This is a genomic window from Weissella sagaensis (genome assembly GCF_010306265.1).
Lineage (GTDB): Bacteria > Bacillota > Bacilli > Lactobacillales > Lactobacillaceae > Weissella > Weissella sagaensis.
In genome coordinates this window covers 14,172-27,111 of the sequence record NZ_BLKA01000013.1, presented here as the reverse complement: position 1 = coordinate 27,111, position 12,940 = coordinate 14,172, and the positions used below count along the sequence as shown (strand labels likewise).

Annotated in this window: 12 protein-coding genes and 1 tRNA gene; all 13 read left to right on the top strand. The window is 36.2% G+C overall.

Translation table 11 applies throughout. The annotated features are described in order from the left end of the window. Positions 1 to 73 precede the first annotated feature (73 nt). The 13 genes from G7Y65_RS09050 (at position 74) to G7Y65_RS08990 (ending at position 12,904) form a co-directional block, all read left to right on the top strand. Positions 74 to 146: transfer RNA gene (locus G7Y65_RS09050), tRNA-Val, on the top strand. Between the two features lie 179 nt (positions 147 to 325). Beyond that, a complete protein-coding gene (tgt, locus tag G7Y65_RS09045) occupies positions 326 to 1,471 on the top strand; it encodes a tRNA guanosine(34) transglycosylase Tgt (protein ID WP_165314829.1) in 1,146 nt (381 codons plus the stop codon). 39 nt (positions 1,472 to 1,510) lie between these two features. After that, positions 1,511 to 1,870, top strand: coding sequence for a preprotein translocase subunit YajC (gene yajC, locus G7Y65_RS09040; RefSeq protein ID WP_042494498.1), 360 nt, complete (start codon positions 1,511 to 1,513; stop codon positions 1,868 to 1,870). A gap of 115 nt (positions 1,871 to 1,985) precedes the next feature. Beyond that, positions 1,986 to 3,104, top strand: a complete 1,119-nt coding sequence (dinB, locus tag G7Y65_RS09035) for a DNA polymerase IV (RefSeq protein ID WP_370398826.1) — start codon at positions 1,986 to 1,988, stop codon at positions 3,102 to 3,104. A 106-nt stretch (positions 3,105 to 3,210) separates the two neighbouring features. Then, positions 3,211 to 4,161 carry a DHH family phosphoesterase gene (locus G7Y65_RS09030; protein ID WP_042494495.1) on the top strand — a complete coding sequence of 317 codons (951 nt, stop codon included), beginning with the start codon at positions 3,211 to 3,213 and terminating at the stop codon, positions 4,159 to 4,161. Beyond that, complete coding sequence (locus G7Y65_RS09025) at positions 4,161 to 5,519, top strand: DEAD/DEAH box helicase (protein ID WP_165314828.1); 1,359 nt, start codon at positions 4,161 to 4,163, stop codon at positions 5,517 to 5,519. Before G7Y65_RS09030 ends, G7Y65_RS09025 begins: the two co-directional genes overlap by 1 nt. 325 nt (positions 5,520 to 5,844) lie before the next feature. Further along, a complete protein-coding gene (gene alaS, locus G7Y65_RS09020; protein WP_042494491.1) occupies positions 5,845 to 8,493 on the top strand; it encodes an alanine--tRNA ligase in 2,649 nt (882 codons plus the stop codon). A gap of 45 nt (positions 8,494 to 8,538) precedes the next feature. Next, complete coding sequence (locus G7Y65_RS09015) at positions 8,539 to 8,790, top strand: IreB family regulatory phosphoprotein (RefSeq protein ID WP_042494489.1); 252 nt, start codon at positions 8,539 to 8,541, stop codon at positions 8,788 to 8,790. Positions 8,791 to 8,815: 25 nt separating this feature from the next. After that, positions 8,816 to 9,250, top strand: a complete 435-nt coding sequence (gene ruvX, locus G7Y65_RS09010; protein ID WP_165314827.1) for a Holliday junction resolvase RuvX — start codon at positions 8,816 to 8,818, stop codon at positions 9,248 to 9,250. An 11-nt stretch (positions 9,251 to 9,261) separates the two neighbouring features. After that, the gene (locus tag G7Y65_RS09005; RefSeq protein WP_042494485.1) at positions 9,262 to 9,546 is read left to right on the top strand and encodes a DUF1292 domain-containing protein; all 285 of its coding nucleotides are present in this window, start codon (positions 9,262 to 9,264) and stop codon (positions 9,544 to 9,546) included. A gap of 72 nt (positions 9,547 to 9,618) precedes the next feature. Continuing rightward, complete coding sequence (locus G7Y65_RS09000; protein ID WP_042494483.1) at positions 9,619 to 9,891, top strand: DUF1292 domain-containing protein; 273 nt, start codon at positions 9,619 to 9,621, stop codon at positions 9,889 to 9,891. Positions 9,892 to 9,986: 95 nt separating this feature from the next. Then, positions 9,987 to 10,667, top strand: coding sequence for a ComEA family DNA-binding protein (locus G7Y65_RS08995; protein ID WP_042494481.1), 681 nt, complete (start codon positions 9,987 to 9,989; stop codon positions 10,665 to 10,667). Beyond that, a complete protein-coding gene (locus G7Y65_RS08990) occupies positions 10,664 to 12,904 on the top strand; it encodes a ComEC/Rec2 family competence protein (protein WP_052348463.1) in 2,241 nt (746 codons plus the stop codon). Before G7Y65_RS08995 ends, G7Y65_RS08990 begins: the two co-directional genes overlap by 4 nt. Positions 12,905 to 12,940 lie beyond the last annotated feature (36 nt).

The window sequence follows — 12,940 nt, the reverse complement described above, 5'->3', positions numbered from 1 at the left end:
AAGTTAAGCTCAGTAGTGCCAAAAGTAGTTGGAGGATCGCCTCCTGCGAGGATAGGACGTCGCGATGCAATATGGACGTTTAGCTCAGCTGGGAGAGCACCTGCCTTACAAGCAGGGGGTCACAGGTTCGATCCCTGTAACGTCCATTAGAGTTTTAAATCAATAATGAAATAAAGAGAATACCTTGTTGGTGTTCTCTTTATTTATATATCTATCTATAAAATTAGGGCAGTATGATGCCGTTGTTTCTGATATAATGGATATTAGGTTCATTAATGATGACTGATGTTTATCAGTTGTACTAATAAATGGAAGGAAACATGATATGTCAGATTATGCCGTGAAGTATGAATTACTTCATGTAGAAAAACATACGGGTGCCAGATTAGGGAAAATAACAACCCCTCATGGTGAAGTGATGACACCAATGTTTATGCCCGTAGGGACACAAGCAACAGTTAAGGGTGTGTCACCACGTGAATTAAAAGAGATTAATTCACAATTTATTTTATCTAATACATATCATTTGTGGTTAAGACCTGGAGATGAATTGATTGCACAAGCGGGTGGTCTTCATAAATTTATGAATTGGGATGGACCTATTTTAACAGATTCCGGTGGCTTTCAAGTTTGGTCATTATCGGATCATAACCATATTACAGAAGATGGTGTGACCTTTAGAAATCATTTAAATGGTGATGAAATGTTTTTATCACCAGAAGTGGCTATGAGAATTCAAAATAATTTAGGATCAGACGTCATGATGCAACTTGACGAAGCAATTCCCTATTTTGAGACTTATGATTATGTTAAAAATTCAGTTGAACGGACGTCACGTTGGGCTGAACGGGCACAAATTGCACATAGACGACCAGAGGATCAAGCATTATTTGGAATCGTTCAAGGTGCTGGGTTCCGTGAACTTAGGAAACAGTCTGCACAAGATTTGGTTTCTTTAGATTTACCAGGCTACGCAATTGGTGGTTTGTCCGTTGGTGAATCGAAGGCTGAAATGAATCGTGTCTTAGATTTTACGGTGCCATTTTTGCCATCAAATAAGCCGCGTTATTTGATGGGGGTTGCAGCGCCGGATTCTTTAATTGATGCTTCTATAAGAGGTATTGATATGTTTGATTGTGTTTTGCCGACACGAGTTGGTCGTAAAGGAACATTGCTGACATCAAATGGGCGAGTAGTTATTAAAAATGCTAAGTATAAAAATGATTTTTCACTAATAGATTCCGAAACTGAAGACTATGGATCACAGCATTTTACGAAAGCTTACTTACATCATTTATTTAAAACGAATGAGTTATATGGTCAGACAATTGCTTCTGTCCATAATTTACGCTACTTATTAAAATTGATGGAAGATATGCGTCAAGCAATTGCTGAAGATCGATTACTTGAATTTCGTGAAGAAACATTAAGTAAATATGGTTATTTTGAACCAAATGCCCGTCTATTTTAATTAAAAATTGTTAAAACACTTAAGGAGTAAAAATTTATTATGAATGCAAATATCTTAATTTTAGTTGTCTTTATCGCAGCAATGTACTTTATCATGATTCGTCCGCAACAAAAGGCCCAAAAAAAACGTCAAGCCATGATTAACGATGTTCAACCTGGTGCTCAAATTGTTACTATTGGTGGTATGCATGGTACAGTTGCTTCAGTCAATAAAGAAGCACGTACATTCGAATTGGATGCTGAAGGTATCATCTTAGTATTCGAGTTATCTGCTATTCGTCAAGTTTCTAAGGAAGGCAACCAAGTTTCAGCTGCAACGACAGTTGACCCAGAAACAAAAACAGAAACAGAAACAGAAACAAAATCTATTGAAGAAGATACAACTAGCGAAAACAAGTAAGATTGCTACACTAATTTAGCTAGAAATCAAAATTTTAGGCAGTTAACTCGCTAGGCAGTTAACTGCTTATTTTTATGCATGTGTGTTTGACAATATAGATAAAAAGGTGAGGTGTATCATGACAGATTTTTTGGAAATGCCAATACATTTAAATACTGACCGCCGAATTTTACACATTGACATGGACGCATTTTATGCACAAATTGAAATGCGTGATAATCCAGCTTATCGAAATGTGCCGTTAATTTTGGCACATGATCCAAGAAAGACCGGTGGGCGTGGGGTTGTTGCAACAGCAAACTATTCAGCGCGTGAATTAGGTGTGCATTCTGCAATGAGTGCTGCTGAAGCTGTTAAATTGGCGCCTCATGCTGTTTTTGTAACGCCTGATTTTCAAAAATATCGTGATGTTTCTAGACAATTACACCAAATTTTTAAACGATACACACAAAAAATTGAGCCGGTAGCTTTTGATGAGGCTTATTTAGATATTACTCAGGTAAGTTCGAACCATCAAAAAGCCGTGGCTTTGGCACATGAATTACAACAAGTTATTTATGATGAACTTAATTTAACTAGTTCAGTAGGTATGTCATTTAATAAATTTTTAGCAAAATTAGCGTCGGAGCATAATAAGCCTAGTGGTATTACTATTATAAATGAAGAAGACATTCGTCCTTTTTTAGATAAACTTTCAATCCAAGATATTCGGGGCGTGGGTAAAAAAACAGCAGAACAAATGATGAAATTAGGCATTAATACAGGCGCTGATTTATTTGCAACGTCACAGAGTGAGTTGGCGAATACATTTGGTAAAAGTGGTTATGCATTTTATGAACATATTCGAGGCGTTGATAATCGCCCAGTTATGTGGCAAAGGGAACGAAAATCTTTAGGTAAAGAACGAACGTATGGTCCTTTTTTAGATACAGAACAAGCGGTTTTGGATGAATTAAAAGGTTTAGCGCAACAATTAGCAGAAACATTAATAAAAGCACATCTACATGGTAAAACGTTAGTATTAAAATTAAGAGATAGTGATTTTAATACTGAAACAAGGCGTGAAACAATTATTGATTTTTTGCCAAATGATGAACGAGAAATTTATCGCATCGCCCAGGATATATTTGAAGGAATGGGTGGCTATCAAAAACCAATTCGGTTGTTGGGACTCACTATGACCAATTTAGCGGCATTGTCATTTGAGAACGTCGTCTTAAACCTATATGAGTAGCATTTTACACAAATTTTCTGCTATACTTACATATATTGCCGTTTTATCTTTATCATTACCACCAATGTGCAATTAAAAAATTTTTAAAAAGAATAGAGATTTACATATGACAGCGCAAACTGCAATTTTGGCGCAAATAAAAGCTGCGCAAACCATTATTATTCATCGTCATCAACGACCAGATCCAGATGCTTTTGGCTCACAATTTGGTTTGGCAGAACTGATTAAGACGTCTTTCCCACAAAAAGAGGTACACGTTGTTGGGAAACCCGTTCCTAGCATGGCTTGGATGGGAAAAATGGAAAAAATTCCAGATAAGCTATATGATGATGCGTTGGTAATTGTGACAGATACTGCTAACTCACCGAGAGTGGATGATCGGCGTTTTGATTATGGTAAAGTATTGGTGAAAATTGATCATCATCCTAATGATGAACCATATGGTGATTATACTTGGGTTATTGAAGATGCCTCTTCAACATCAGCTATGATTTTTGCATTTTATCAAGAATTCGCTAATGAGTTAAAATTATCTGATAAAGGTGCTGCTTATTTATATGCTGGCATTGTAGGTGATACGGGACGCTTTTTGTATGGCACAAATTCAACCACAATGAATATTGTTTCAGAATTAATGAAATTTAAATTTGATTGGGTAACTATTAATCAACAAATGGAAACTATTTCATTACCAGCAGCTAAAGCATCAGGTTATGTTTATGAACATATGACGACTACAGAATATGGTTTTAATTATATTATTTTAACCAATGATATCGTTGATGAATTTAATTTGGGTGACTTTGGGACGGCTTTTATTGTTCCATTATTAGGTAAAGTTAATACAGTTAAAGCGTGGGCTGTATTTGAACAACAAGATGATGGTTATTTTAGGGTAAGATTACGTTCACGCAATATCGTAATAAATGAAATTGCCAAGCGTCATGGTGGTGGTGGCCATGAACTTGCTGCAGGAGCAACTGCAAAAAATATAGATGAGATTCACGACATCATTAATGAAGCAAACAACTTATTAAAGGAGCAAACAATTAAATAATGGCGAAATTTACTGATTATAATTTACGTCCAGAGATATACCAAGCATTAGACGATATCCATTTTACGGAACCTACCACGGTGCAATCGCGATTGATTCCAGTAATCTTACAAGGACGCTCGGTAGTGGGACAATCACAAACAGGTTCGGGAAAGACACATACATTCTTGATTCCAATTTTTCAACAATATGATGCTAAAAACGATCGAGTACAAGCAGTTATTACAACTCCTTCGCGAGAATTAGCACAACAAATTTATGAAGCTGCTAAGCAAATGGCAACGACTTTTGATGATGATGCACAGCCTTGGATTGGTTTGTATGTAGGTGGTATGGATAAGGCCCGCCAAATTCACCAATTGGAGCGTAGACAGCCACAAATCGTTATTGGTACACCAGGACGCATCAAAGATTTGTATCAAGCAGGTGGATTAGATATTCATACTGCTAACACATTAGTTGTAGATGAAGCTGATATGACGCTTGATATGGGATTCTTAACTGATGTTGATGCGATTGCTAGCGTTATGCCAGAAGAATTGAAAATGTTAGTATTTTCAGCAACAATTCCACAAAAGTTGCAACCTTTCTTGAAAAAATATATGTCTAATCCAGTTCTTGAAGAAATACCTTCTGAAACAGTCATTGCGCCAACTATTAAAAATATTTTAGTTGGAACAAAGGGCGAGACTAAAGATACACTGATTTACAACTTGTTGACGATGGGAAATCCATATATAGCTTTGGTATTTACAAATACTAAGACACGTGCACGTGAATTAACGAAGAATCTACGTAGCCGTGGTCTTAAGGTAGCTGAAATTCATGGTGGCATTCAACCGCGTGAACGTAAGCGTACGATGCAACAAATTCAGCATTTAGACTATCAATACGTTGTTGCAACTGACTTAGCAGCACGTGGTATTGATATTCCAGGTGTATCTTTAATTATTAATGATGGTATTCCAACTGAATTAGAATTCTTTATCCATCGTGTGGGTCGTACGGGTCGTAATGGTATGTCAGGGACTGCTATTACCATTTACAATCCAGATGAAGAAGATCGTGTACAAATGGTTGAAAATATGGGTGTGAAATTTGAACCAATGACTTTTGCACATGGTGAATTGAAGCCAGGATACGACCGTCGTCGTCGCCGTCAACGTTCAAAGACGACTGCTAAACTTGATCCAACGATGATTGGGATGGTTAAAAAGAATAAGAAAACTGTTAAGCCTGGTTACAAGCGTCGCATTAAAAATAACATTGCACGTGATGAGAAATATAAGAAGCGGGTTGCTGAACGTGAATCTTTGCGTGCGACAAAGAAAGCAAAAAAGAAGTCACATAAGAAATAAACGTGATGTTTAACGTAACAAAAGTCTTAAAAAACGAGAAAAAGTATCCAAGGGTATGCTATAATATCCTCAAGGACATGTTAAATTTTTTCTTAGAGTGGACAGAAACGTTGTGTTAGATGTGAACAACGCTAAGATTTATTTAAAGCTACCTTAACGATACTGTTTACGAAAGTGGACCGCTTGCTAGCGATATCAGCAAATTAAGAGGTAATGATACAGACTATCATTGCAATCAGAGTGGTACCGCGTTTGAGCGTCTCTGTTATTGCAATGACAGTCTGTTTTTTATTAATATTTTTTTGAAATGAGGCTTACATAAAAGATGAAAGAATTATCATCGGCTGAGGTTCGTAGTTTATTCCTACGCTTCTTTGAAAGCAAGGGACACAAAATTGAACCTTCTCAATCATTGATTCCAAAAGATGATCCAACATTGCTATGGATTAATTCAGGTGTTGCGACTTTAAAAAAGTATTTTGACGGTTCGGTTGTTCCAGATAACCACCGTATTACAAATGCACAAAAATCAATTCGTACAAATGATATTGAAAATGTTGGACACACAGCACGTCACCATACGTTATTTGAAATGATGGGTAATTTTTCAATTGGTGATTACTTTAAAGAGGATGCTATTCCTTGGGCCTGGGAACTATTGACTAGTTCTGAATGGTTCGGAATGGATAAGGATAAATTATATGTAACAGTTTATCCAAATGATGATGAAGCAAAAGATATTTGGCTAAATAAAGTTGGTTTGCCTAAAGACCATCTTTATGAAGAGCCAGATAACTTTTGGGATATTGGAGAAGGCCCTTCAGGTCCAGATTCAGAAATTTTTTATGATCGCGGCGCAGAGTTTAATGACGCTGATGAATCAGAAAATTATCCAGGTGGTGAAAACGAGCGCTATTTGGAAATCTGGAATTTAGTATTCTCACAATATAACCATTTACCAGGTTTGACAGATAATAAAGATTACCCCGAGTTACCAACTAAAAATATTGATACGGGAATGGGATTAGAACGTGTTGTTTCTGTTTTCCAACATGCAAAGACAAATTTCGAAACAGATTTATTCTTACCACTTATTCATAAGACTGAAGAAATTTCAGGACAATATAAGTATGATGAAGATGATACAAAAGATATTTCGTTTAAAGTAATTGCTGATCATATTCGTGCTGTTACCTTTGCAATTGGTGATGGTGCACTACCTTCAAATGAAGGACGTGGTTATATTATTCGCCGTTTGTTACGTCGTGCAGTATTACACGGCCGTAAATTAGGTATTAGTCAAGTATTTCTAAAAGACTTAGTTCCAGTCGTTGGTGATATTATGGCGTCATACTACCCTGAAATAGCAGAGAATAAAGTGTATATTGCTTCAATTGTTGAAGCTGAAGAGGTACGTTTTAATAAAACATTGTCAGATGGGTTGTCACTGCTAGACGAAGTCATTGCAGCAGCCAAGGCTGATAATGGTGTTATTGATGGTGACGTTGCTTTCAAGTTGTATGATACGTATGGATTCCCATATGAGTTAACGGATGAGTATGCAACAGATGAAGGTTTGGTAGTTGATCGTGAAGGTTTTGATATACAAATGAAGGCACAACAGGATCGTGCGCGTTCAGCACGTTCAAATAAAGCCTCAATGGGTGTTCAAAATGAGCTATTAACAAGTTTAAAGACAGAATCAACTTATGTTGGTTGGTCTGAATTAACGGTGAATAGTACTGATTTGGCTAACTTAATCGTTGATAATGAGCTTGTTGATGAAGTTACTCAAGGTCAAGCACAAGCTATTTTTGCTAAAACACCATTTTATGCTGAAATGGGAGGTCAAGTAGCCGATCAAGGTAATATTTACGATGAGGCTGGGCAAGTTGTTGCACAGGTAACGGATGTTCAAAATGCTCCGAACGGTCAGCATTTGCATACTTTAACTGTGTTAGCACCAATGACAGTTGGTCAAACTTATAAGTTGGATGTTGATCGTGCTTATCATGCAGCAGTTTCAAAAAATCACACAGCTACTCATTTGTTGGATCAAACGTTGCGTAACTTATTAGGTGAGCATACAACACAAGCTGGTTCACTTGTCACGGCTGATGTTTTGCGATATGATTTCACGTACAATGGTCCTGTTCCAGCAGAAAAGTTGCAAGAAATTGAAGATACAATCAATGAAAAAATTATTGAAAACTTGCCAGTAACTTGGGTTGAGACAGATATTGAATCAGCTAAGAAGCTTGGTGCTGTTGCCGTCTTTACTGAAAAATATGGTGAAACAGTCCGGGTTGTATCGATTGGTGATTACAATGCTGAATTTGACGGTGGTACTCACGCTGAAAGCACTGCAGAGTTAGGGATGTTTAAGATTGTGAGTGAGCAAGGTACTGGTGCTGGTGTTCGTCGTATTGAAGCGGTTACTGGTGCTGGTGCTATGAAACTATTTAAACTTCATGATGAATGGTTAAATACTGTGGCTGCTCAAGTTAAGGCCCCTCAACTTTCTGAAATTAATGAAAAAGTTGTTGGATTACAAACATCATTAAAGGCGGCTGAGCGTCAAGTTTCATCATTGGAACAAAAGTTAGCTAATCAGGCAGCAAATGATGCATTTGCGAAGCCACAACAAGTTAACAATTATACATTGATTGCAACTGAAATGGCCGTCGAATCAATGGATGTTTTGCGCTCGACAGCAGATAATTGGAAGCAAAGTACACCGTCTGATGTTTTGGTATTGGCAGCTAATTTGGGTGAAAAGGTTAACTTGTTAGTTGCTGTTTCACCTCAAGCTATTAAACAAGGCATTAAAGCTGGTGAACTTGTTAAAACTATCGCACCAGCAATTGGTGGTGGTGGTGGTGGTCGCCCTGACATGGCACAAGCTGGGGGAAAAAATCCAGCTGGTATTACAGATGCCTTTAAAGCAGCGACTGAATGGTTAAAAACAAAGTAATAAAATTACTTATATGAGGGAAACCTCACGAGGAGGTTGTTTACGATGCGTTCATTAGATAATACAGCTGTGTTTAACTTTGGTAAGGATGAGCCACATGACGTTCGAAAGATGTTAGAAGTGGTTTATGCAGCGTTAGAATCAAAAGGTTACAATCCAATTAATCAAATTGTTGGTTATTTAATTTCAAATGACCCTGCGTACATTCCACGTGTAAATGATGCACGTAATTTAATTCGTAAATTTGAACGAGATGAGATTATCGAGGCACTTGTAACTGACTATCTATCAAAATAAAAAAATGGTATAGAAAGAGGTCGATATGGGACGTATTATTGGTTTGGATGTCGGTTCTCGAACAGTGGGTGTTGCTGTGTCTGACCAGTTTGGCTGGACTGCTCAAGGTGTCGAAATTATCCAAATAAATGAAGATGAAAAAGAATTTGGTATTGACCGGATGAAGGAGTTAGTAACTAAGTATAATCCAACTGGCTTTGTATTAGGATTACCCAAAAATATGAATAATACATCAGGACCACGTGTTGATGCTTCACGCGCTTATGGTGAACTTTTAAAGGAAACTTTTGGATTGCCTATTGATTTTCAAGATGAGCGTCTCACAACAGTAGAAGCTGAACGGATGTTGATTGAAGAGGCAGATACGTCACGTAAGAAACGTAAAAAGGTTATTGATAAGCTTGCAGCTGGGTTGATTTTGCAAAATTATTTGGATCGTAATGGTTCACTAGTCAAGTAGGAGGTAAACACATGGATGAAGAACAAGACATTATTACATTAGTTGATGATAATGGGGATGAACAATTATTTGAGGTACTATTTACTTTCAAATCTGAAGAATTTGGTAAGTCATATATTATTCTATATCCAGCTGGATCAGGTGAAGATGAAGAAGTAGAGATGCTTGCTTATGTATTTGATCCCGAAGAAACAAAAGAAGCCACTGAAGGTGGTTTAACACCAATCGAAGATGATGCTGAGTGGGCGATGGTTGAAGAACACCTTAATCAGTATTTAGAAGAACAAGAAGATTAATTTTCTTGTTAAGGACATCTAGCCGAATCGCTTTGGGTAGATGTCCTTATTTTTTATAATAGGAGTAATGAGATGGCTGAAGAAGAAATTTTTATTTTAACAGATCATGATGGTTCTGAGCGTGAATTTAAGGAATTATTTTCTTTTGATTCAAAAGACTTTAATCGTGCGTACATTATATTAGAACCAGTATCTGTAAATGATGGTGAAGATATGGATGTTATTCCATTCATCTATGATAAAGATGCAGATGAAGGTATGTTACAACCGCTTGAGACGGATGAAGAATACGACATGGTTGAAGAAGTGATGAATACGATTTTCAATAATCCTAAATTGCAATAATGTGTGACGTTTCAAAAATGCGTAATTGTTTTTGAAACGTTTTTTTTTGGACAATTTTAAAATAAGGACGTCTTTTTTTATAAAAGAGGTGGCTTATGATACAAATTAAAGCAATTTATTATCGTTATCGTAATCAGATATGGTTTAGTCTGTGCTTAGTTTTGTGTGGTATTGGGTTATTAATTTGGTGGCAAATGGCACAAAGTACCACAACAGAATCTAATAATATTGCAACGATAACAGCTAATCAAAAAGATGATATGCAACATCGTACTGCAAATGAGCACACAACTATCAAAAAAACGACACAACGAGTTGTTATTGATATAAAAGGTGGTGTGCATCGGCCGGGTGTTTATTATTTTACACACGCCCCTATTGTGGCAGATGCCTTAAGCAAAGCAGGTGGTATGTTGCCGACAGTTAATAGTATGCGGATTAATTTAGCGGCTGTTTTGACTAATGGTCAGGTGTTGTATATCCCAATTGGTGATGAACAACAGCCAGTTGAATATCCATTACCAGGTAATAATGTACAGCCTAAGGAGCAAGTTAGTACTGTTGCCAACATCGATGGTAATGAAGGGAAGCTTAATTTAAATACGGCAGATATAACGGATTTACAAAATTTACCAGGTATTGGTGAAAAACGTGCCCAAGATATTATTAATGAGCGTGAAAAAGTGGGGGGATTTAAGCATGTTACTGATTTACAAGAAGTCAGTGGCATTGGTGAAAAGACATTTGCAAAATTGGAGCCGTTAGTAACTGTATGATGTCAGGATATTTATTGGTTAGTAGTTTGTGTTTAGCAACTATTAATTTAATTTTATTATTTCAGGTTTGGTGGTTGATACCATTTTTATTGTGGTTTTTGTCGCTATTGTATTTTAAATTCTCAAAACCATTTTTAAGCACGTTGATCATTGTAAGTGGGGTCGCTTATTTCTTAGGTTGGCAGGTTAAAATTAATCATTTCATTCAACTACCTATTGGTAACTTGACAACCCAAGTAATTATTCATCCGGATGATGTACAATTTAAAAATAGTAAAGTAGTGGGAACAGCACAATTATTAAGTGGTGAAAAAGTTCGTATTTTTTTTGATAATCAAGACGATAGGGTTTCTTTTAAAAATAATATGGCAAAACCGTTATTGATTCAGGGAATAGGTGTGTTTGAACGAATAAAGGTAGCACGAAATGAATTTTCATTTGATCCACGATCCTATTGGCAAAGTCGTGGCATTGTTCATCGTATTAAATTTAAAAAATTAAAAATATTAGGCCATGCCAAACCAAATGATTTTATAACATTAATTAAGTGGACTATTCATAGTTACCATTATAGGTTAACGAATTGGTTTGAACATTTACCGTCTGGATTACGGGATTATGGTGAAACTTTATTGTTAGGCTATACAAGACCTGATTTTTATTCAGAAAATGGTGGTATTCAATTATTAGGGTTAATGCATTTATTTAGTATTTCTGGGTTTCAAGTAGCAGGTATTTATCAAATATGGCGATGTGTTGCACGACGCTGTGGTGTTCAACGTGAACATTCATTAATTATCGTTCAAATGTTGTTGGTTACTTTGTGGTTGTTTGCTGGCGGCGTTCAATCATTGGTTCGACCAATTTTATTAGGAATTTTTCAAGCTTGGCGAGATTTACGTTGGTTAATAATTGATGTCAAAGATGCATGGGGATTGTCTCTGATTGGCGGTTTACTAATTGAACCAGGAGTTTTGCATAATTTAGGCGGACAGCTATCTTATTTACTAACATTTGGATTACTATGGTTGTCTAATCGTCCCGGTTGGTATCAAAGTATATGGTTATCCTTTTTTATTTTACCAACGTTACTTTGGCATACTTTTAGTTGGCATCCGATTAGTTTAGTAGCCAATCTTTGTATTGTCCCGCTATTTACCTGGTTAGTTATACCTACTATTTTAATTGGGATTGTTGCTAGTTTTATGCAGTGTATTTTTATTCGTGATATCTGTGAAATGTTAATTAATGGTATGCAATATTGCATTAAATGTGGTGAAAAAATTCCGGGAGAATTATTATTTGGCAGGCCTCCATTGATAATGTGTGTCATTATAACGCTATTAACTCTAGGGTGGGTGATTTATAATAAGCGCTTGTTAACAATTGTCATATGTCTTTCATATTTAATAGTGTGGTGGATTCCACAAGGATTGCCAGGTGGTTTTGTAACTTTTTTTGATGTAGGTCAAGGAGATGCAACAATTTTACGACCTAAAAATAACGATGTTACAATTGTTGATGTTGGTGGTCAATTTCAAATGGCGCAAGATAAGCAGTCAACAGTCCATGATGCGGTTACAAATTATCAAGCTGAAGAGTTGGCGCATTTTCTAAAAGGACATGCCATTAATCGCGTGCACCGATTGGTATTAACACATAAAGATTTTGATCATATCGGTAATTTAGCAACATTTTTGGAGATTATTCGAGTTAACAATATTTATGTACCTGCAGGAATGGAAAAGCAAACAGCTTTCAAAAAGATGCTTCATCCACGTTTAAAAAAAAGTTTGACTATTAAGCCAGTTGTAGTAGGTGAAAAACTATCGAATAATATGTTGATTTGTCATCCCATGACTGAAGGAAAAGGAGAAAATGATGACTCAATCAGTTTGTATGTTGACTATGGACACTTTAGTCTAATGATGACAGGTGATTTGTCAAAAAGTGGTGAACAAAAAATAATTAAGCAGTTTAAATTACCAAAAATTGATATTTTAAAATTTGGTCATCATGGGTCAAAAACAAGTACGGATGATAAATTTGTAAATCAATTACGGCCAACTGTGGGTATTGTATCGGCAGGCATTAATAATCGTTATCATCATCCAAATATAGAGACATTAAGGACTGCCAAAAAATATCACGTCAAAGTTTATAATACTGCTGAAAAAGGGATGATAAAAATTGAGTGGGGGCTATTACGTAAGTACAGGATTAAGTCATTTTTATAGTTGAATTAATAATGGGCATAATAGGGTAGACATGTT